This window comes from Streptomyces cadmiisoli, assembly GCF_003261055.1.
Lineage (GTDB): Bacteria > Actinomycetota > Actinomycetes > Streptomycetales > Streptomycetaceae > Streptomyces > Streptomyces cadmiisoli.
In genome coordinates this window covers 8,138,302-8,159,449 of the sequence record NZ_CP030073.1, presented here as the reverse complement: position 1 = coordinate 8,159,449, position 21,148 = coordinate 8,138,302, and the positions used below count along the sequence as shown (strand labels likewise).

General features: G+C 71.8%; 12 protein-coding genes. 7 read left to right on the top strand and 5 right to left on the bottom strand.

Annotated features, from left to right (window positions below):
* Positions 1 to 71 precede the first annotated feature (71 nt).
* On the bottom strand, positions 72 to 950 hold the full coding sequence (locus DN051_RS35925; RefSeq protein ID WP_053756039.1) for a YegS/Rv2252/BmrU family lipid kinase: 879 nt from the start codon (positions 948 to 950) through the stop codon (positions 72 to 74).
* Between the two features lie 53 nt (positions 951 to 1,003).
* Entirely contained in the window at positions 1,004 to 2,611 is a 1,608-nt protein-coding gene (locus DN051_RS35920; protein ID WP_112440836.1) for an FAD-binding oxidoreductase, read from the bottom strand.
* A 114-nt stretch (positions 2,612 to 2,725) separates the two neighbouring features.
* On the opposite strand from DN051_RS35920, the gene DN051_RS35915 reads away from it, so the two are divergent.
* The 4 genes from DN051_RS35915 to DN051_RS35900 all read left to right on the top strand — a co-directional run bounded on the left by DN051_RS35915 (position 2,726) and on the right by DN051_RS35900 (position 6,942).
* Positions 2,726 to 3,325: a TetR/AcrR family transcriptional regulator gene (locus DN051_RS35915; protein WP_112440835.1), complete on the top strand. Its 600-nt coding sequence runs from the start codon at positions 2,726 to 2,728 to the stop codon at positions 3,323 to 3,325.
* Entirely contained in the window at positions 3,322 to 4,914 is a 1,593-nt protein-coding gene (locus tag DN051_RS35910) for a glycerol-3-phosphate dehydrogenase/oxidase (RefSeq protein ID WP_112440833.1), read from the top strand. The genes DN051_RS35915 and DN051_RS35910 overlap by 4 nt, the downstream gene beginning before the upstream one ends.
* Before the next feature lie 133 nt (positions 4,915 to 5,047).
* On the top strand, positions 5,048 to 6,148 hold the full coding sequence (locus DN051_RS35905) for an AI-2E family transporter (protein WP_112440831.1): 1,101 nt from the start codon (positions 5,048 to 5,050) through the stop codon (positions 6,146 to 6,148).
* Between the two features lie 167 nt (positions 6,149 to 6,315).
* Positions 6,316 to 6,942, top strand: a complete 627-nt coding sequence (locus tag DN051_RS35900) for a hypothetical protein (RefSeq protein ID WP_112440829.1) — start codon at positions 6,316 to 6,318, stop codon at positions 6,940 to 6,942.
* A gap of 25 nt (positions 6,943 to 6,967) precedes the next feature.
* On the opposite strand, the gene DN051_RS35895 is transcribed toward DN051_RS35900, so the two are convergent.
* Positions 6,968 to 7,675, bottom strand: a complete 708-nt coding sequence (locus tag DN051_RS35895) for a TetR/AcrR family transcriptional regulator (protein ID WP_112440827.1) — start codon at positions 7,673 to 7,675, stop codon at positions 6,968 to 6,970.
* A 69-nt stretch (positions 7,676 to 7,744) separates the two neighbouring features.
* Between DN051_RS35895 and DN051_RS35890 the strand changes: the two genes are divergently transcribed.
* Positions 7,745 to 8,620 (top strand): SDR family NAD(P)-dependent oxidoreductase, encoded by an 876-nt coding sequence (locus DN051_RS35890; protein ID WP_112440825.1) that lies wholly within the window; start codon positions 7,745 to 7,747, stop codon positions 8,618 to 8,620.
* 215 nt (positions 8,621 to 8,835) lie between these two features.
* Positions 8,836 to 12,546 carry a S8 family serine peptidase gene (locus tag DN051_RS35885; RefSeq protein WP_112440823.1) on the top strand — a complete coding sequence of 1,237 codons (3,711 nt, stop codon included), beginning with the start codon at positions 8,836 to 8,838 and terminating at the stop codon, positions 12,544 to 12,546.
* A 64-nt stretch (positions 12,547 to 12,610) separates the two neighbouring features.
* On the opposite strand, the gene DN051_RS35880 is transcribed toward DN051_RS35885, so the two are convergent.
* On the bottom strand, positions 12,611 to 13,840 hold the full coding sequence (locus tag DN051_RS35880; protein ID WP_107093755.1) for a glycoside hydrolase family 88 protein: 1,230 nt from the start codon (positions 13,838 to 13,840) through the stop codon (positions 12,611 to 12,613).
* 235 nt (positions 13,841 to 14,075) lie between these two features.
* Between DN051_RS35880 and aceE the strand changes: the two genes are divergently transcribed.
* The gene (gene aceE / locus DN051_RS35875; protein WP_112440821.1) at positions 14,076 to 16,754 is read left to right on the top strand and encodes a pyruvate dehydrogenase (acetyl-transferring), homodimeric type; all 2,679 of its coding nucleotides are present in this window, start codon (positions 14,076 to 14,078) and stop codon (positions 16,752 to 16,754) included.
* A 55-nt stretch (positions 16,755 to 16,809) separates the two neighbouring features.
* Here the strand turns inward: aceE and DN051_RS35870 are convergent, their stop codons facing one another.
* The gene (locus DN051_RS35870) at positions 16,810 to 20,895 is read right to left on the bottom strand and encodes a discoidin domain-containing protein (protein WP_112440819.1); all 4,086 of its coding nucleotides are present in this window, start codon (positions 20,893 to 20,895) and stop codon (positions 16,810 to 16,812) included.
* Positions 20,896 to 21,148: the final 253 nt, after the last annotated feature.

Genomic DNA, 21,148 nt, shown 5'->3' with positions numbered 1-21,148 from the left:
GGCCCTCGTCGGCTCACGGACCTGGACCGGGTTTCGTGGAAGGCGCAGCACCGCCGGCCGTCGCGCCGTGGTCAGCCGAGCACGGTGAGGGCGCCGGGCAGTACCCGGGCCGTGACGGGCAGGACCGCGTCGACCTCGCCGTCGGCGCCCCACGGCACCTCGCGGTCGGCCTCGATGCGCACCTCTCTGCCCTGGACGATCCGCACTTCCGGCCGGTGGACGTGGTCGCCCGACTTGAGTTCCTGCATCAAGGCGAAGAACAGCCTGCGCGGCGCCTCACGGATCATCACCACCTCCAGCAGTCCGTCGTCGACGCGGGCGCCGGGGGCGATGATGCGGCCGGAACCGTAGTAGGCGGAGTTCGCGGCGACGACGGTGTACCCGCGGTGCGCGAGCTGCTCGCCGTCGACGGTGACGCGGTAGGCGGCCGGACGCCACGAGGCGACGGCCCGCAGTCCGCCCGCGTAGTAGGAGGCGGCCCCCTTGAACAGGGCGGATCGGTTGGCGTGGCGGTTGGCGAGGGCGTCGACGCCTGCGTACACGCTGCCGAGGACGACGGCCCGGCCGTGGACGGACTCGACTTCGATGGTGTCGACGGCGCGGGGGGCGCCGTCGAGCAGCACCCGGGCCAGTGCCTCGGGCTCGGTGGGCAGACCGAGGGCGCGGGCGAAGTCGTTGCCCCGCCCGGCCGGGACCAGGCCGAGAAGCGTGTCGGTGCCGCTCAGCGCGCCGCCTATGCCGCCGGCGATACCGTCGCCGCCGACGGCCAGGACGACCCGGCCGCGCTGCCCCGCCTCGCGGGCGAGGTCCCGGGCGTGCTCCAGGCTGCGGCTGTACTCGGTCTCCAGCCCGGCTCCGGCCTGCCGCAGCAGGCGGGCCACGCGGAGCAGCACCGCGACCCCGGCGGAACCGCCCGCGGTGGGGTTGACGATGGCGGTGAACTGACGCATCGGTGTGCCTCCAGGGCGCGGCTCTTGACGGGGGTCGGGGTGGGTGGAGCGGCTCAATCGGCGGGCAGGAGGACGCCGGGGTTGAGGAGGCCGTCGGGGTCCAGCCGTCGTTTGACGGCCTGGAGCGCGCCGATGCCGAGCGGGCCGGCCTCCTGGACGTACCAGTCGCGGTGGTCGGTGCCCACGCCGTGGTGGTGGCTGATGGTGCCGCCGGCGGCCAGGATCGCCTCGTTGGCGGCGCGCTTGGCGGTTGCCCAGTGCGCCACCGGGTTCTCGCCCTGCGCGGAGACGACGGTGAAGTACAGGGAGGCGCCGTTCTCGTAGACGTGCGAGATGTGGCACATCACCAGCGGCGGTGTGCCGGACTCGGTGAGGGTGGCGGTGAGCGTGTCCCGGACGGCTGCGTACAGACCGGGGAGGCGGGACCAGAAGGTGGCGGTCTCCAGTGTCTCGGCGAAGGCACCGGCGTCCAGGAGCGAGTCCCTCAGGTAGGGCGCCGAGTAGCGGCCGTGCGCCCACCGCTCCCCCGGTTCGCCGCCCAGGCTGGTACCGCCGGCCTCGCGCAGGACGGCCGCTACTCGTTCCCGTCGGTGCGCGGTGTCCTCCTCGGTGCCCTCGTAGCCGGTGATGGCGAGGCAGCCCGCGTTCTGCGGCAGGCCGGAGGAGCCGATCGCGTCGGGCTGGGCAAGGCCGATCAGTGTCTCGGTCTCGTCCGACAGGCGCAGTACGGTCGGCTGCGGCCCGTCCTGCGCCAGGCGCCGCAGCGCGGCGGCGCCCGCCTCGAAGGAGTCGAAGCGCCATCCCTCGTAGACGCGGGTCCGCGGGACGGGGCGGATCCGGACGGTGACCGAGGTGATCACACCGAACGCGCCCTCGGAGCCGAGGACCAGCTGTCGCAGATCCGGTCCGGCCGCCGAGCGCGGGGCGCGGCCCACGTCGAGCGTGCCGGACGGGGTGGCGAGGGTGAGGCCGAGGACCATGTCGTCGAAGCGGCCGTAGCCGGCGGAGGCCTGGCCGCTGGAGCGGGCGGCGGCGAATCCGCCGATCGTCGCCCACTCGTAGGACTGCGGGAAGTGACCGAGTGTGAAGCCCCGCTCGTTCAGGAGGGCCTCGGCGTGCGGGGCGCGCAGACCGGGTTGCAGGGTGGCCGTGCGGGAGACCGGGTCGAGGTCGAGCAGGGCGTCCATGCGGCGCAGGTCGAGTGCGACGAAGGGACGCCGCCGCTCGGGGGCGAGCCCGCCGACGACGGAGGTGCCGCCGCCGTACGGGACCACGGACAGGTCGTGCGCGGCACACGCCCCGAGCACGTCGAGGACCTCGTCGTGCCCGGCCGGGAGCGCCACGGCCGCCGGGAGGTCCGCCAGGTCGCCCTCGCGCATGCGCAGCAGGTCGGGGGTGGATTTGCCGCGGGTGTGCCGCAGCCGGGCCTCGGCGTCGGTGCGCACGTGCTCGGCACCGCCGACGGCGGCGCACAGGTCCCCGTGGGCGGTCCCCTCCAGCGGCGGCTGGGGCACGCTGATCCCTTCCAGGATTCCCGCCAGGGCGACCGGCTCGGAGCTGCGCGGTTTGACTCCGAGCAGGTCTCGCAGCAGGCCGATCACCGAGTCGGGCAGCGGCGTCGCCCTGGCCGGGTCGCCCCAGCCGCTCCACAGCATGTCCATCGCGCCAGTCCTCACCGGTCGTTGCGGCAGCACCGTCGCGGGTCTGTCGTCGCGTCGGTGCGGTCGCGGAAGAGTGCCGTTCCCTCGCCGTCCGAGGGCGTTACACTGTGACACATGACGCCTATTCGTCACAACGCTTCCGACGGTGATCCGGTGCTCGACGCGGTCCGCGACTGCATCCTGGCCGTCGGCGTACGGCGCACCACCCTGACCGACGTGGCCCGCCGTGCGGGCGTCTCCCGGATGACGCTGTACCGCCGCTGGCCCGATGTGCGGTCACTGGTCGGCGACCTGATGACCCGTGAGTGGATCGAGGCGGCCACCGGCGCGATGCCGGACCGCGAGGCGGGCACGGCCGCGCGGACCCGGATCGTGGACGGACTCGTCGCCGGCGTGCACGCCTTCCGCGGCCATCCCCTCTTCCGCAAGATCGTCGACGTCGATCCCGAACTGCTCATCCCCTACGTGTTGGACAGACGCGGGGCGAGTCAGGAAGCCCTCCTGGCCCTGCTCACCGAGGCACTGGGCGAGGGCCACGCGGACGCGTCGGTGCGCCCCGGCCACGCTCAACGGCAGGCCAGGTCACTGCTTCTGGTCGCCCAGTCGTTCACCCTGTCGCTGCGCACCATGACCGAGGAGGACGACCCCGAGCTGAGCACGGAGGCCTTCTCCGCGGAACTGCGGACCATCCTCGAGAGGACCCTCACCCCATGAGCCCCAGCAGCAGTCCGCCCCCCTCGGGAGCCCGGGCCCCCGGCTCGTCCCTGACCGCCGCCCGCCGTGCCCGCGAACTGGCCCTTACCGTGGGCGGCGAGCCCGTGGACGTCCTCGTGGTCGGGCTCGGCGCGACCGGCGCCGGCGCCGCCCTGGACGCCGCGGCCCGTGGCCTGACGGTGGCCGCGGTCGACGCCCACGACCTGGCCTTCGGCACCTCCCGCTGGAGCTCCAAGCTCATCCACGGCGGTCTGCGCTACCTCGCCTCCGCCCAGCTCGACGTCGCTCACGAGAGCGCCCGCGAACGCGGCGTCCTGATGGAGCGCACCGCTCCGCACCTGGTGCGGGCCCAGCCGTTCGTCCTGCCGCTCACCCCGCTGGTCTCCCGCGGCCAGGCCGCACTGGCCTGGGCCGGGTTCCGGGCCGGCGACACCCTGCGGCTGGCGGCACGCACGGCCAGGGCCACACTGCCCGCACCCCGCAGGCTCTCGGCGGAGGAGACCCGCCACCTGGCTCCCGCACTGCGCGGTTCCGGGCTCCGCGGCGGACTGCTGTCCTGGGACGGCCGGGTGACCGACGACGCCCGCCTGGTCACCGCGATCGCGCGCACGGCGGCGGCACGCGGAGCGCGCGTCCTCACCCGGGTGCGGGCGCTGGAACTCACCGCGTCCGGCGCCCGGGTACGCGACGAACTCACCGGCGAGGAAGGCGAGATCCGCGCCCGCGCGGTGATCAACGCCTCCGGAGTGTGGTCGGGCGGCCTGGTCGACGGGGTTCGTATCCGCCCTTCGCGGGGCACGCACGTCGTGCTGCGCACGGACAGCCTGGGCCATCTGACCGCCGGTCTGCACATCCCGGTCCCGGGCGAAACCAATCGCTTCGTCCTCGTCCTGCCGCAGGGCGACGGCCGGGTGTACGTCGGACTCACCGACGAGCCGGTGGAGGGCGATGTGCCGGACGTGCCCGACGTGCCGGAGACCGACATCGGGTTCCTGCTCGACGTCCTCGGCTCCGCGCTGGACGTCCCCGTCCACCGGGACGACGTGGTGGGGGCGTTCGCGGGACTCCGGCCGCTGCTGGACATCGAATCCGGCGAGGCCTCCGGCGCGGCGCCGAGCACCGCCGACATCTCCCGCAGGCACGCCGTGCTCACGTCGCGGGAGGGCGTGGTCACCGTGGTCGGCGGCAAGCTCACCACCTACCGGCGTATGGCCGAGGACGCCGTCGACGCCGCCCTGGCCGGCCACGGCCTGTCCGCGGGCCCCTCCCCCACGGCCGCCCTCCCCCTGATCGGCGCGGCACCATCCCGGACCCTGGGCGGCCTGCGCGCACCGCGACGCCTCGTCAGCCGCTACGGCACCGAGGCACCGGCCGTGCACGCACTGGCCGCGTCGGATCCGTGGCTCGCCCGGCCCGTGCTGGACGGGCACCCGGTGACCCGCGCGGAACTGCTGTGGGCGGTGCGCCACGAAGGCGCTCTCGACGCGGCCGACCTCCTCGACCGCCGTACCCGCATAGGCCTGGTCCCCGGCGACCGGGCCCTCGCCCTGGAGGCCGCACGGGAAGTGATCGACAACCGCTCGCGCTGAGGGCGCCGGCCCGCCCGGAACGACACGTCCCCCGTCGAACGGCGCTCGACGCCGAGCGGGCGTCGGACGTGCCTTCGGGGGAATCCGGGGCCGCCCGCGTGGCGTCGCGGTCGGCCGGTGGTACGAGCATGAGATGCCCACGCCCCCGGATCCGCCCGCGTCGCCGCTCGGACCCCTGAGCGGCGGGGACGCCCGCGTGCCGCGCGTACTGCGGACCGCGGCCGCCTACTCCTGGCGGATCCTCGCCGTCGGACTCGTCGTCCGGGCCGCCTTCTCCGTGCTGGGGCAGTACCAGCGCATCGCCGTCGCGGTGTTCCTCGGGATGGTCATCACGGCCGTGCTGCGGCCCGTGGTCTCCGTCTTCGCGCGCGTCATGCCGCGCGGGCTCGCGGTCGCGGCCTCGCTCGTCGGCGGCATCGTGCTCGTCCTCGGGGCGCTGACGCTCGTGGGTGAGACCGTGGCGGCGCAGCTGACCGGTCTGGAACAGGAGTTCGCGGAGGGAATCGACCGGATCGAGCGTCAGCTGGAGGGACCGCCGTTCCGGCTTCCTCCGGCCGTGTTCGACGACCTCCAGTCCCGGATCGGCGATCTCCTCTCCAGCCACAGTTCCGCCATCGTCAGTACGGCGCTGAGCGGGGTGACCAGGCTGATCGACGTGCTCACCGTCCTCGCCCTGGCCGTGTTCTGTTCGGTCTTCTTCATGCACTCCGGCGACCGGCAGTGGCGATGGGTGTGCGACCAACTCCCCGCCGCGGCGCGCAACCCCGTCGACGTCGGCGGCGTGGCCGCCTGGCGCACGTTCACCGGCTACACGCACGGCATCCTGCTGGTGGCCGTGACCAACGCGATCCTCGTGGGCCTCGCCCTGTTCGCCCTGGACGTGCCGCTCGCCCTGCCGTTGGCCCTGCTGGAGTTCTTCGCCGCGTTCATCCCGCTGATCGGGTCGCCGATCGCCCTCGGGATCGCGGCCGTCGTCGCCCTGGCGTCCAAAGGACCGCTGATCGCCCTGGTGGTCGTGGCCCTGATCGTGGTCATCGGCCAGATCGAGGGGCATCTGCTGCACCCGCTCGTGATGAGCTGGGCCGTCCGGCTGCACCCGGTCGTGGTCGCGCTGTCGGTCATCGGAGGCGCGGTCGCGGCGGGGGTGATCGGCGCGGTGGTGGCCGTACCGCTGGTCGCCGTGGTGTGGTCGGTGTACCAGGCGCTGCTGAACCGTACGAGACACGCGCCGTAGGGGCGGCGTGCGCGGCCGGCGACGCGAAGGTCTGTCGCGAAGGCGCGGGCGTACGTCACGCTGTGAGCACCGGGGACATCCGGCGTGGACGACGACCCCGGGGGCCTCGTCGCCGAACCGATCGACCGCTTGCGGGCAGGACCGCCCCGACACCACCGGGAGTGCGCGTGGTCTTCAACCTCGTATCGCTGGTCCTGTCGCTGCTGGCCCTGGGCACGTCGGCGTGGGGTGTCTACCGGCAGGTCGGCCGGGCCCGGGCGGCCAGCGACCTCGCGATGACGACGGACCTGCTGCTCACCCACATCCGGGACGAGGACTTCCAGCGGGACCAGTTGTGGGTGATCTACGAGCTGCCCGACGAGCACGGTCCGGAGAACGGCATCGAGGGCCTGCCCTACCCGGCGAACTACCGCGTGTGGAACGTCGCCTTCGTCTACGAATCCGTATCGATCATGCTGCGCTACGACATCGTCACACCGGTCATCCTGATCAGCCTCGCCCAGCACCGTCTGATCAGGACGTGGGAGACCCTGGAGCCGTACATCTCGGCCGAGCGTGCGCGACGGGGGCGGCTGGTCTTCCCCTTCTTCGAGGACGCCTACGTGCTGGCTAAGGAAGTCGATCCCCACGTGTTCTACGCCGACGTCGGCCTGCGGCGGTCGGACGGAACGCCGCGCCCGCCCACGGCACCCGGGCGCGGGCGTCTGGCGCGTGCGACCCGGCGCTGGCGCACCACGGAGTCGGGACGCAGGCGGGCCCTGCGGCAGATGAGGGCCCGCTCGTACCGGCCATGACCGCGCGGCGTGCGCGCCGCGCCCGCTACGGACGGCCCGCCGCGGACCCCTCCGCGGGCTCCCCGGCCGACTCCTGCGCCGGCTGCTCGTCGAGCCCCGCCAGGAAGGCCGCGAGGACGCGGCGCAGTCGGGGTTCCACCTCGACCAGGGCGTGTCCCAGCCGGGGGTCGCTCTCGTACAGCTCGCGCAGGCGCGGGCCGGGCGTGGCCATCTGCAGCAGCGCCCCGGCCATGCTGGTCGCGGTGGCGACGAGGTCGACGGTCTGCAACTCGGTCAGCCCCAGCAGCCGCCGGAGCTCCCCGTCGATCAGCTGGATCTCCGCGAGCGTCACGAGCTTGAAGGCGCGGACCGACTCCATGGACACGTTGCGCTCGAGGTTCAGGGGCGCCTGGGCCAGCAGGTCGCAGAACATCGGTCGCGCCGCCAGCGTCGCGGCGACCACCTCGGCGACCTCGGCCGGTGCGGCACGGTCCCGGCGCGCGAGATCGGCACGCAGGTCGGCGGACCACTCCCGCCAGCCCTCGGCGGTCAGCCTGAGGAAGATCTGCTCCCTCGTCTCGAAGTAGCGGAGCAGGGCCGATTTGTGCATCCCGACGGCCGCGGCGATGTCGGTGAGGGAGACCTCCCGGACCCCGTGCAGGCGCCCCAGCGCGCGGGCCGCTTCCAGGATCGCCTCCTCGCGCGCCTGCTTGGCCTCGGCACTGCGCGCACGCTGAAAGGCAGGGGTAGTCATGCGAGACATCATAGAAACCCTTAAGGCAACATCGTTGCGTAATTAAGAGAACGGTGTTGTACTAACGGCATGAGTCAACAGATCTGGTTCATCACCGGTTCCTCGCGCGGTCTGGGGCACGCCCTGGTCACCGCCGCCCTGGAAGCCGGTCATGTCGTCGTCGCCACCGCCCGCCGCCCCGAGACCCTCGCGGAGACCTTCAAGGAGTACGGCGACCGCATTCACCCCCTCGCACTGGACGTCACCAGCGCCGAGGCGGCGCGGGACGCCGTCGAGGCCGCGCTCGAGCGCTTCGGACGCATCGACGTCCTCGTGAACAACGCGGGGTACGCCAACGTGTCGCCCATCGAGACCTCGGACGACGACGACTTCCGCGCACAGTTCGAAACCAACTTCTGGGGCGTCTACCACGTCACCAAGGCCGCGCTCCCCGCCCTGCGCCGACAGCGGGCCGGCACCGTCGTGCAGATCTCCTCGATCGGCGGGCGTGTCGGCGGGTCACCTGGGATCGCCTCCTACCAGGCCGCCAAGTTCGCGGTCGACGGCTTCAGCCGGGTCCTCGCCACGGAGACGGCGCCGTTCGGTGTGCGGGTGATGGTCGTCGAACCGAGCGGTTTCGCCACCGACTGGGCCGGTTCCTCCATGACGGTCCACCCGATCCCCGACGCCTACGACGAGACCGTCGGGGCGATGAACCGTCGCGTGCGGCAGAGCACGGACGGAGCGGCCGGCGACCCCCGGCGCGCCGCCGAGATCATCGTGCGCACCGTCCACCGCGACCGGGTCCCGACCCACCTGCTGCTCGGCGCGAACGCGGCGACCATGGCGCTGGACCACTCCCGCGGCCAACTCGCCGAGGCGACCGCCTGGGAGGCCGTCAGCCGGTCGGCCGACTTCTCGGAGCCCTACCCCGCGCCGCTCCCGCCCGAGGGCACCGCCGCCTGAGGCACCGTTCCCGCGGGCGGACTCCGGGCTCCGGACTCCGGGGTCCGCCCGGCGCGTCTTTCTCACTTCTCGCCCACACGCCAGGGGAATCCCCTGGCGTCACATGTGCGCCATGGCACAAGCTCGTCGGCCCACCCCTATTGAGGACCGCACAGGCCCCCCGGACGATCAGGAGGTTTCCAATCCTCGCAAGAGTCTGAGGAGTTGCCTTGCGCATGGTTCCCAACCCCAGACCCGGGCCGATCGCGCTCGGCGTGGTCGCCGCCCTGGCACTCGGGGTCATACCGGCCGCCACCGCCGTACCCGCGTACCCGGCCGGTTCCGCGCCGTCCGCCGGCACCGCACAACGGTCCCCCGGCAGCGACGCCGCACACACGGTCACGCTGATCACCGGTGACAAGGTGACGATCGGCACCGCCGCCGACGGCACCGTCATCCGGAAGTTCGAAGGAGCCGGCGGAGCCACCACCGGCTACCACCGCGCCGTCGTCGACGGCGCGACGTACGTCTACCCCGACTCGGTCATGCCGTACGTCAGTTCCGGGAAGCTGGACAAGCGCCTGTTCAACGTCACCCAACTGATCGCCGACGGCTACGACGACGCGCACGCCGCCCGGCTTCCGCTCATCGTGGGCTACACCGACGCGGCGGCCAGGTCCCGCACCACGCCGAAGGTGCCCGGCGCCAAGGTCGTCCGCCGGCTGGACAGCATGCAGGGTGCGGCCGTCGCGCAGAACCGCGAGCAGGCCCCGGAGTTCTGGTCCGCGCTCACCGGCGGCAAGGGCGCCGCGTCGGCCCGGTCGGCCGAGCCGGCCTTCGCGAACGGCATCGCCAAGGTGTGGCTCGACGGCAAGGTCGAGGCCGATCTGTCCGAGTCCACCGCGCAGATCGGCGCGCAGCAGGTCTGGGCGGAGGGCAACACCGGCAAGGACGTGACGGTCGCCGTCCTCGACACGGGCGTGGACACCGAACACCCCGACCTGGCCGGGCAGATCGAGGACAGCGCCAGCTTCGTCCCGTACGAGACCGAGATCGCCGACTACCACGGTCACGGCACCCACGTCGCCTCCACGGTCGCCGGCACCGGCAGCGCCTCCGACGGCACGGAGCGCGGCGTCGCCCCCGGGGCGCGGCTGGACATCGGCAAGGTGCTCGACAACGAGGGCCGGGGCCAGGAGTCCTGGATCATCGCGGGTATGGAATGGGCCGCCCGGGACCAGCAGGCCAAGATCGTCAGCATGAGCCTCGGCGGCGCCGGGGACCACACCGACCCGATGAGCGCGGCGGTCGACCGGCTCAGCAGCGAGACCGGCGCGCTCTTCATCGTCGCGGCGGGCAACGACGGCCCGACCGGCAGCATCCTGAGCCCGGGTGCCGCGGACGCGGCGCTGACCGTCGGCGCCGTCGACTCCGCGGACCGGCTCGCCGACTTCTCCAGCCGGGGCCCGCGGCCGGGCGATCTCGGGCTGAAGCCCGAGATCACCGCTCCGGGTGTCGACATCGTCGCGGCCCGCTCCCACCACCGCCGCGGCGGCCAGGGGTACTACACCACGATGAGCGGTACGTCGATGGCGACGCCGCACGTCGCCGGTACCGCGGCGCTGCTGGCCGCGAAGCACCCGGACTGGAGCGGCACTCGGCTGAAGGAGGCGCTGGTCAGCAGCGCCAAGGCGACCCCCGGGTACACCGCGTACGAGGCGGGTGCGGGACGGCTCGACGCCTCGGCGGCGGTGCGCGCCTCGGTCTTCGCGACCGTCAGCGCCTACTCCGGTTTCCACGCCTGGCCGCCGAAGCCCGGTGAGACCGACGTCCGGAAGGTGACGTACACCAACGTCGGCGACACCCCGGTCGCCCTCGACCTGGCGATCGGCGCGCCCACCGCGCCGGCCGGGACGTTCACGCTCTCCGACGAGCGCGTCACCGTTCCCGCGCGCGGCACCGCCACGGTCTCCCTCACCGCCGACCTGGAGCGGCTGCCGGCCGACCAGCCGATCAGCGGCACGGTCACCGCCACGGACGGCTCCGGCACGGTCCGGGCGCGCACCCTGATCGGCGGTGCGAGGGAGGGAATGCGGCAGCCGCTGACCTTCGTCGCCAAGGACCGGTCCGGCAAGCCGCTGTCCGGCCGGGTCTACCTCATCTCCGAGGACATCTTCACGGTCGTCGACCTCGACGCGTCCGGCACCGGCACGGTGCGGCTGCCCGTCGGCAGCTACAGCGGCTGGATCACCGCCGACGTGCGCGGGGCCAACGGGCCGAAGTCGCTCGGCATGGCGGTGCTCGCCTTCAACGACGTGGAACTCGACCGGGCCCGTACCGTCACCCTGGACGCCAGGCAGGCCCGCCAGGTCACCGCGCGCGCACCGAGGCAGACCACGGCCGTCGCACCCCGCCTGGACCTCCTGCGGTCCTACACGAACAGCCTCTTCTCGACCTCGATGCTGCCCAACAACGCCTACGACAGCATCTGGGCCCTGCCGACCGGCAAGAAGGTCACCGACGGCACGTTCGAGTTCGGTGCCCGGTTCCGCCTCGAGGAGCCGGAGCTGACCGTGGGCACGGGGACCGAGGACTACCACGACCCGCTGGTCAAGCGTGCGGCGCAGCCGCTGCCGACCGGAGTCCGGACGCTGAAGGCGGTCTTCGCCGACGAGGGCGCGGCACCGGCCCGGCACGACGTGCGCGGCAAGGCCGTGGTGGTACGGCGCAGCGACACGGTCGAGATCAGCGAGCAGGCACGGGCCGCAGCCGCGGCGGGCGCGCGTCTGCTCGTGGTCGTCAATGACGGCGTCGGCCGCTTGAAGCCCTGGGACGAGATGCCCTGGACCCCGCAGAGCCCGGCGCCGGTGACGGTGGCGACGCTCAACGCCGACCAGGGAGCCGACCTGATCGACCGCCTGCGGCGCGGGCCCGTCACGCTGAAGGTCGCCTCGAGCCCCACCACCGACTACGCGTACGACGTGGTGCACCACTGGTCCGGCGCGGTCCCGGCGGACCCGACGTGGCGTGTGGAGTCGCGGGACCTGACCAAGGTGGACGTCTCCTTCCGCAACCACCGGCCGGGCAAGGCGAACGAGTACCGCTACGACCTGTGGCACGGCTGGCAGGCCGGCAACCAGCTCACCGTTCCCGCCCAGGGCGAGCGGACCGACTGGGTGTCCGCCGGCACCGAGTGGCTGGAGAGCGCCAACATCCTCGGGGAGACCTTGCAGACGTCGATCGACGTCGTGCGCTACCCGCGCGGGAAGACCGGCGAGTCCAGCTGGTTCGGGCCGATCCACCGCCCGCGGATGGGTCCCGGCAGCCAGCCGGTGCGCTACCTCGACACGATGTACGTGGCCGCGCCCGGCTGGGGCGACTCGGGCGCCGGCCATGTCGGTGACGCCTACGGCAACTACGACGTGGACAACCGGGTGACGCTGTACCAGGGTGACCAGGAGCTCGACTGGGGCAACGCCGAGAAGCTGACGACCCCCGGTCTCGCCACGGAGCGCCTGCCCTACCGCCTGGTGATCGACAACAAGCGCGGTGGCTGGACCCACCCCTACTCGACGCACACGCTGACGGAGTGGAACTTCAGCTCCGCGGCCACCGGTGTCGAGTCGGCCGAGCCGCTGCCGCTGATCCAGCTCGACTACGGTGTCGACACCGACAAGGCGGGCCGGGCCGACCGGCGGGCCGGACTGACGGTGACCGCGTCGCATCTGCCGGGTCTGACCGCCGCCATCGGGAAGCTCTCCGTCGAGGTCTCCTACAACGACGGGGCGACCTGGCAGCGGGCCGACGTGGACCGTCACGGTGACGGATGGCGTACGGGTCTGAAGGCACCGCGATCAGCGGAATTCGTCAGCCTCCGGGTGACCGGGCGCGACACCGCCGGCAGCACCGTCTCGCAGACGATCATCCGGGCCTTCGGCCTGCGCTGACGTCACCGGGACGCCCGAACAGGGGTGGGGCCGCAGCCGGCGGCCCCACCCTCGGGCTCGGGCTTCACACCCTCGAGAGATCGATCGCGCGGTCGATGTCGTCCGGCCGCAGCACGCGCAGGATGCCTTCCAGCAGGTAGTAGTCGGCGTAGGGAAGGGAGATCTCGACGCCGTCCTCGGCGGGCCGGTTGCGGGTGCAGCGGGCCACGGAGGCTTCCGCCCGGGCCGACTTCCTCGTCAGGCAGGTCTGCGCGAGCGCGGTCAGGATGCGGACGGCCACCTGGCGGTATTCGGCCCTGCCGGTCGCTTCGGACAGGTCGAGGAGTCCGCAGGCCATGATCGCGCCGGCCGACGCGTCTTTGATGTCATGGGGCTGCTGGGGCGCGCGGTAGTCCCACACGGGCACGTGGTCCGCGCCGAGCGCTCCGATCGCGTAGTCGGCGAGCCTGCGCGCCGTGGCCAGGAACTGCTCGTCCCCGGTCCGCCGGTAGATCGTGGTGAACCCGTACAGGCCCCAGGACTGCCCGCGCGACCAGCACGAGGTGGGGCTGTAGCCCTGGACCGTGTTCGGGCCGATCGGCGCGCCGGTGTCGGGGTTGAAGTCGTAGACGTGCGGGGTCGACCCGTCCTGGCGGGGGAAGACGCGCTGGGTCGTCCGGGCGTGTTCCACGGCGATGTCGAGGTACTTCCCGTCGCCGGTCTGCTGACTGGCGAAGGCCAGCAGATCGAGGTTCATCATCGTGTCGATGATGACGCGGCCCGCGTTGTTCGGGTCGCTCAGCCCTCCCCACGCCCGGATGAAGCGTCCGCGCGGGTTGTAGCGCCGGATCAGCGTGTCCGCCGCGCGCAGGGCTCCGGCGCGCCAGCTGTCGTCGCCGGTCAGCCGCCACGCGGTGACCCACGACGGGTAGAAGAGGAAGCCGAGGTCGTGGGTGGTGGTGTCGTCCTGGCGGGGGGCGAGTTTGCGGGCGGAGTCGAGTGCCAGCGTCCGGAACATGTCGTCTCTGCTGTGCAGGTACGCCATCCACAGCGTTCCCGGCCAGAAGCCGCCCACCCAGTCGCCGTTCTGGGAGTAGACCCACTTCTCGAACCGTGTGCCGACGGGAAAGGCACTGACACCCGGCGCGACGGCGCGCAGCTTGGTCACCGCGTAGTCGGCCGCCGTCCGTAAGTCGTGCACGGCGAACGCGGGTGCCCGGTCGTCCGTCGTGCTCGCGGCCTGGGCCGGTGAGGCGGTGGCCGCTGCCGTGGCACCGGCTGCCGCGGAGAGGACTGTGCGCCGGGAAATGGTCATGGGTGTCCTCCAACTGGGCGTTACCACTGGGACGTTGAGCGAGTTTGGCATGGTCGCCACACCGCCGTACACCCATGTGCGCAGAGTTCATGGATATGAACATCGACGCCCCGAGGGCCCCGCCGGGCGAAGGCTGTGACGGTAGACACAGGCGTTTTGATCGATCATCGATCATATTTACACTGGGGATGTCGGCGAGATCTTCGCCGCACAGAACGACCGGAAGGCGCTCACCATGATCAACGACGCTCACCTCAGCGCCCTCGACCAGGTGCCGGACCCCGACCCCGAGGAGACCGGCGAATGGGTCGAGTCCCTCGACGCGGTCACCCGTGCCGCCGGCCCGGACCGCGCCGCGTACCTGATCCGCCGCACCTACGACCACGCGCGCGCGTCCGGGCTCGCCGTGCCGTCCGTGCTGGAGACCGACTACATCAACACCATCGCCACCGCCGCCGAGCCCGAGCTCCCGGGCGACGAGGAGATGGAGCGGCGCATCGCCGGCTGGAACCGCTGGAACGCCGCCGCCATGGTCACCCGTGGCAGCCGATACGGTCTCGGTGGTCACATCTCCACCTTCGCCTCCGCCGCCTGGCTCTACGAGACGGGCTTCAACCACTTCTTCCGCGGCAAGGAAGGCCCCGGCTCGGGCGACCAGCTCTTCGTGCAGGGTCACGCCACTCCCGGCATCTACGCCAGGGCGTTCCTCGACGGCCGCCTCACCGAGGCCCAGCTCGACCGCTTCCGGCAGGAAGTGGCCGGCGACGGCCTCCCCTCCTACCCGCACCCGCGGCGAATGCCCTGGATGTGGGAGTTCCCGACCGTGTCGATGGGCATCGGCCCGCTCTCCGCGATCCAGCAGGCACGCTTCAACCGCTACCTGCACCACCGCGGCCTCAAGGACACCGCCGAGTCCCGGGTGTGGGCGTTCCTCGGCGACGGCGAGATGGACGAGCCCGAGTCGACCACGGCACTCGGCCTGGCCGGACGCGAGGGGCTCGACAACCTGACGTTCGTCATCAACTGCAACCTCCAGCGGCTGGACGGCCCCGTCCGGGCCAACTACAAGATCGTCCAGGAGCTGGAGGCGAAGTTCCGCGCGGCCGGCTGGAACGTCGTCAAGTCGCTGTGGGGCTCGGCGTGGGACGCGCTGTTCGCCGCCGACACCACGGGCGCGCTCGTACGACGGCTGGGCGAGGTCCCCGACGGGCAGTTCCAGACGTACGCCACGCGTGACGCCGCGTACATCCGTGAGCACTTCTTCGGCGCCGACCCGGCCCTGGCCCGGATGGCGCAGCACCTCACCGATCAGCAGATCACCGAGTGCTTCCACACCTCCCGCGCGGGCCACGAGCCCCGGAAGGTGTACGCCGCCTACCGTGCGGCCACCGAGCACCGGGGTGCGCCGACCGTGATTCTCGTCCAGACCGTCAAGGGCTGGACCCTGGGTCCCGGCTTCGAGTCGCGCAACGCCAACCACCAGATGAAGAAGCTCACCGGCGCCGAGTTCCGCGCCATGCGCGACCTGCTCGAACTGCCCATCCCGGACAGCGCGCTCGACGTCGACCTGGTCCCGTTCGCCCACCCGGGCGCCGACTCCCCCGAGGTGCGCTACCTCCAGGAGCGGCGCGCCGAGCTCGGCGGTCCCGCCCCGGCGCGCCGCGTGCACCCGGTGGCACTGCCGGAGCCCTCCGCGAGGCCCTTCGACTCCCTGGCCAAGGGTTCCGGGGAGCAGGAGATCGCGACCACCACCGCCCTGGTCCGGCTGCTCAAGGACCTCATGCGGGAGAAGGAGACCGGACGTCGCTGGGTGCCGATCGTGCCCGACGAGGCCCGTACCTTCGGCATGGAGTCGCTCTTCCCGAGCGCCGGGATCTACTCGCCGCTCGGCCAGACCTACGACCCGGTCGACCGCGACATGCTCCTCTACTACAAGGAGGCGCAGAACGGGCAGATCCTCAACGAGGGCATCAGCGAAGCCGGTTCGATGGCCGCGTTCACCGCGGCGGCCACCTCGTACGCCACCCACGGCGAGCCGATGATCCCGCTGTACATCTTCTACGCGATGTTCGGCTGGCAGCGCACGGCCGACCAGATGTGGGCGCTCGCCGACCAGCTCGGCCGCGGCTTCCTGGTCGGCGCGACCGCGGGCCGTACGACCATGACGGGCGAGGGCCTGCAGCACGCGGACGGCCACTCGCACCTGATCGCGTCCACCAACCCGGCGGCGATCTCCTACGACCCGGCCTTCGCCTACGAGATCGGTGTCATCGTCCGTGAGGGCCTGCGCCGCATGTACGGACCGGACGCGGAGGACGTCTTCTACTACCTGACGGTCTACAACGAGCCCAAGGTGCAACCCGCCATGCCCGCCGGGCCGGGTGTGGAAGAGGGCATCATCAAGGGCATGTACCGCTTCCGCGGTGCCGACGAGGCGGCGCTCCCGTCCGACGCGCCGCGCCTGCAACTGCTGTCCTCCGGCACCGCGATCCACTGGGCCATGGAGGCACAGCGGCTGCTGTCCGAGGAGTGGGGTGTCGCCGCGGACCTCTGGTCGGTCACCTCCTGGAGCGAACTGCGCCGGGACGGTCTCGCCCATGACGCGGCCCGGTTGCGCGGTGAGGACCCGCAGGCGCCCTACGTCACCCGTGTGCTGGAGGGCGCGCCGGGTCCGGTCATGGCGGTGAGCGACTGGATGCGCTCGGTGCCGGACCAGATCAGTCACTGGGTGCCGCAGGAGTGGCACTCCATCGGCACCGACGGGTTCGGCCTGTCGGACACCCGTGAGGCGGTCCGCCGGCACTTCGGTGTGGATCCGCAGTCGGTCGTCGTGGCCGCGCTGGCCGCGCTCGCCGAACGCGGCGACGTCAAGCGCGAGACCGTGCAGGAGGCCCGGACCCGCTACGGGCTCTGAGCCGGCAGACCGACGCGGCCGGCCCCCGACGGGGGCCGGTCGCGTCGGCGTCGTGCTACGGACGGGCCTTTACCGGCCTGCTGTTGTAGGCCTGCGCCTGCACCACCGGGTGATCGGAGTGCGGGGCGTTCTCGGGCCAGGACAGCGTCACGGCCCGCGACTCCCCGGGCAGCAGCCACAGGTAGTTGTCGCTGTACTGCGTCGGCAGCACGCGACCGCCCTTCTTGTCGTCCAGCAAGGACAGCCGGACCATGGCGGCGACCACCGAACCGCGGTTGCGGACCGTGGCGGTCAGCGTGCGGCGCTCACCGGAGCCCGACACACGGGTGGCCGACAGCGACAGCGGTACCTGCTTGAGCTTGTTGAGCGCCTGCATCGCCGAGGGCGACCTGTGCCGCCAGTAGGTGTTGCGGGACAGCGTGCGTCCCCGGCCGTCCTCCAACGTGAGCCGCAGGAGGTGCAGGTCGGGCAGATCGTCGGTCCACTCCGCGGAGAACGCCTCGGCCTTGGACGCCGACGCCACGTCGATCCGCGTACGGCGCTCCCGGCCCAGCGGGCGGCCCCACAGGTCGTGGGCGCGAGCGGTGACGACGGCGTCCTTCACCTCCCGGCCCGTGTGGTTGACCGCGAGGACCTGCCACTTCACGGGGTCGGCCTGGACGTGCAGCGGCTCACAGGCGGCTCGGGCGCCGTAGTAGGTGCCGTTGACGTCGAAGTCGTAGTCGTAGGTCTGCCAGACGGTGCTGTGCCAGGCCGGGTGGGACATCCACAGCATCAGGCCGGTGGCGTCGTCCCACAAGTTGGCGTTCCAGGCCTCGAACATCGCCCGGGCGTTCTCGTAGTTGACGAACTGGGCCTTGCGGGCGAAGTCGTCGAGGTCCTCCGCCGTGCCGAGGCGCGTCTCGATGGCGGCCTTGTAGTGCTGGGGGGCCTGGTTCCCGCGCTCGCTCCAGTCGTGGTAGTACCAAGCGCCGCGGATGGGCCACTCGGGCTCGTCCCCGGTCATGTTCCGCATGCTCTCCGCGGTCGAGACGACCGGCATGCCGATCTCGGTGTGGAACCCGAAGTTCTTGCTGCCGTACGTCGCGGCGTCGAAGTACTTCTCCGGCTCGACCCAGCTGTAGGGTCCGCCTCCGGTGACGACACCGCCGGCCGAGTTGTTCTGGTACAGGATGCCCGGTGCCTGCTGCTCGACCGCCGCGCGCATGCCCTTGTCGATCGCCGCGGGCGGATTCCCCTCGTTGGCGCCGCACCAGACCACCACGGAGGGGTGGATGCGGTACCGCAGGACGGTGTCCCGGGCGATCGAGTTGAAGGCGTCACGGTTCGGCGGGTCCATCCCCCACGCGTTGGGGAAGTCGTTCCACACCAGAATGCCGTGCTCGTCGCAACTGGCGAAGAACTCCTCCCGGTTGCAGCTGCCCACCCAGTTCCGGATCATCGTGAAGTTCATGTCCCGGTGCATCCGCACCGCAGTGTCCATACGGTCGGCCGGCATACGCCGCAGCAGCTCGTCCCAGCCCCAGTTGCCGCCGCGCGCGAGCACCCGGACACCGTTGACGCTGATCTTCAGCGGCTCGGGGCTGTTGTCGACCGACTTCACATCGGTCCAGTCCTCGCCGTTCTCCGACACCTGGACGACATACGTCTTGGGGTGGGCCACCTCCCAGACGATGACCACCCGGTCGATCCTGTGCGCCTCGCCGAGGTCGACCTGGATCCACTGGTGGTCCTCGTACCGCGACGACCACCGGGTCCCCGGGTTGCCGTCGGTCGCGTGCGCGGCGACGTGGTCACCGTCCTCGCTGGAGGCGGTGGCCTTCTTGCGCAGCGCGAGGTCGGTACCGGGCGCGGCGCTGTCCAGCACCGCGAGGGACCACAGCGAGTTGCCCCAACTGGTGTTGCGCAGACCGCCGTTGATACGGACGTGGCGGGCGGTCCGGGCCTCGAAGTCCACGATCTGGAGACTCGCGTCGGCTCTGTTGAACGGCAGCGGCACCGCGGAGTTGTCGACCGACTTCACATCGGTCCAGGCCGAGTCGTCGGTGGACACCTGCACGACGAACGTGGCCGCGTACGCCTGTTCCCAGACCAGGTCGATCCGGTCGAAGGACTGCTGGGAGCCCAGGTCCACACGGATCCACTCGTCGTCCTGGTAGGCCGAGGACCACCGGGTCGTCGGGTCGCCGTCGGTCACGTTGCCCGCGCCGTGGTGGTCGCCGTCGGTGCTGGACGCCGTCGCGTCGGCGTGCAGCGCGAGGTCGACGCCCTGGCGCGCGCCGTCGAACACGGACAGCGTCCACAGCGAGCTGCCCCAGCCCGTGGCGCGGGTGAGGCACTTGACCCGCACGTAGCGGGCCTGCTGCCGGCCCAGGTCCAGCGACTGCGTGTACGCGTCCTCGCCGGCCTCGAACGGCAGCGGGATGTCGAACTCGTAGCCGAACTGCCGGATGCCGAAGCGGACGGTGCGCCGGTCGCTCTCGGTGCCGTTCACGACGGCCACCAGGGTGAGGTCGTGCAGGTTCGGCTCGCCGAGGCCGTTGGGCCACCACAGCTTCGGGTTCTTCAGGCGCAGGCCCGCGAAGGCGTCGGGGGCGAAGGTGACGTCCGCGCTCTGCCCCGCCTTCACCGTGACGGTGCGCGCCACCCGCACGCGGTCGAAGGCCGCCGACACGGTGACCTCGCGATCCGAGTCCGAGGCGTTGCGGACGGGCACCACCACGGTCAGCTCGGCGACCGAGGTGTCCGGCAGCCCGGGCAGCAGGGTGTCGACGCGGGCGTCGCCGATCACCACGTCGCCGGTCGATCTGAGGCGCACATGGTTCCAGATGCCGGCCACGCGGTCACGGACGGCCGGCATCCAGTCCCAGCCCGAAGAGGCCAGGTACGTCGGCGAGTTGAGGTTCATCTGGTTGGCTCCTGCGTCCACCCAGGCCTCACCGGCGGGACCCTTGTCGCCGGGGCTGCCGGGAACGGGCATCGGCGTGATCCGCACCGCCAGCGCGTTCTCCCCCTTGGTGGCGAGGAGTCGGGTGATGTCGTGCGCGGAGCGGGCGAACGGATAGGTCAGCCCGCCCACGCGCTCACCGTTGAGCCAGATGTCGGCCTCGTGGTTGATGCCGTCGAACTCCAGCCAGATCCTGCGTCCGGTCCCGGTCCGCAGACCGCGGGGCAGGTCGAAGTCGCGCTTGTACCACCAGGAGTGGCGGGACAGGGCCTCGGGAATGTGCAGGTTGTTCAGTCCGGCGACCGGGTCGGGCAGCTTGCCCTGGTCGACCAGCGAGGAGAGCACCGTGCCCGGGACGGTGGCGGGCAGCCAGCCGCTGGTGTCCACGGTCGGCTTCGACAGGTCGGCACCTTCTCCGCCCGCCCAGTCGTCCATGGTGAGCGTCCAGCCGGACTCGAGGGCGACCGTGCCGTCGTCGGCGACCTCGAGCCGCGGCGCCTTGCCGTGATGGGTGCCCCAGTCGGTCCAGCCGGTGACGTCCGGCCGATGGCCCTTGGGGACGCCGTACACCTCGAAACCGTTCAGGCCCAGCGGGTTCGCGTTGGAGCGCTTGCGGGCCGTCATACGGACCCAGCGCGCCCGCACCGGCCGGGGCAGCTGGATCTCCACGACGCCACCGGTGCCGGCGGTCGTGCGGTAGACGCTGGTCCAGGAGCTGTGGTCCTCGGACGTCTCCACGACGAACTCGACCGCGTAGCTCGACTGGATCTCCTTGCCGGTCGTGCCACTGGCCGGGTTGCCGGTCGTCGGCGGCACGAACACCGGGTCGCTGGCGTCGGCCTCGAAGGTGAGCCGTATCCAGGTGAGCAGGCACGCGGCCTGGAGGTCGACGGATATCCACTGCGGGTCACCGCCGCCCGCTCGCCACCCCGTGCCCCGGACGCCCTTCACGGAGATGCCGTCCACGGCGAACTCCGGCGGAGTCGGCGCGTAGGCCGTGGAGGACACCTGCACGGGACGGTGAGCGGCGAGTTCACCGGACGAGGCCGGTGCCTCGGGGGCGCCGGCGGGTTCGGCCGCCGCGCTGGTGCCGGCGAAGGCGGCGCCCAAGCCGCAACTGGCCAGCAGAGTCGAGCCGGTCACGACGACGGAGCGACGTGAGGGACGGCGCGTTGGATCCACCTGAAGTGCCATGAACGGGAGTTCCAATCACAAGACGACGGCGTCGGTACGAGCGGCTCACAACGGCACGACTCGACAGCATGACAACGTTGCCAAAGGCTGTGCCCCGCGAGCCCTTCTGTCAAGTCCCTCGACGGGAGCGGCAAACGGGGCGACTGAGCCGCGATATACCGGAGTTGCTTCCGCAACCGCGTCCGGGCTCGGCTCCGACACGCGGGAGGGACCGCTGTCGCAGCGTCCGCGATACGGAGCAGATTCCTCCGCT

Bases quoted from the DNA above. Each gene is read 5' to 3' on its own strand.
- DN051_RS35920 (WP_112440836.1), bottom strand. From the start codon at position 2,611: ATGGACATGCTGTGGAGCGGCTGGGGCGACCCGGCCAGGGCGACGCCG.
- DN051_RS35870 (WP_112440819.1), bottom strand. From the start codon at position 20,895: ATGGCACTTCAGGTGGATCCAACGCGCCGTCCCTCACGTCGCTCCGTC.
- DN051_RS35895 (WP_112440827.1), bottom strand. From the start codon at position 7,675: ATGACTACCCCTGCCTTTCAGCGTGCGCGCAGTGCCGAGGCCAAGCAG.
- DN051_RS35890 (WP_112440825.1), top strand. From the start codon at position 7,745: ATGAGTCAACAGATCTGGTTCATCACCGGTTCCTCGCGCGGTCTGGGG.
- DN051_RS35915 (WP_112440835.1), top strand. From the start codon at position 2,726: ATGACGCCTATTCGTCACAACGCTTCCGACGGTGATCCGGTGCTCGAC.
- DN051_RS35905 (WP_112440831.1), top strand. From the start codon at position 5,048: ATGCCCACGCCCCCGGATCCGCCCGCGTCGCCGCTCGGACCCCTGAGC.
- DN051_RS35910 (WP_112440833.1), top strand. From the start codon at position 3,322: ATGAGCCCCAGCAGCAGTCCGCCCCCCTCGGGAGCCCGGGCCCCCGGC.
- DN051_RS35880 (WP_107093755.1), bottom strand. From the start codon at position 13,840: ATGACCATTTCCCGGCGCACAGTCCTCTCCGCGGCAGCCGGTGCCACG.
- DN051_RS35925 (WP_053756039.1), bottom strand. From the start codon at position 950: ATGCGTCAGTTCACCGCCATCGTCAACCCCACCGCGGGCGGTTCCGCC.
- DN051_RS35885 (WP_112440823.1), top strand. From the start codon at position 8,836: ATGGTTCCCAACCCCAGACCCGGGCCGATCGCGCTCGGCGTGGTCGCC.
- aceE (WP_112440821.1), top strand. From the start codon at position 14,076: ATGATCAACGACGCTCACCTCAGCGCCCTCGACCAGGTGCCGGACCCC.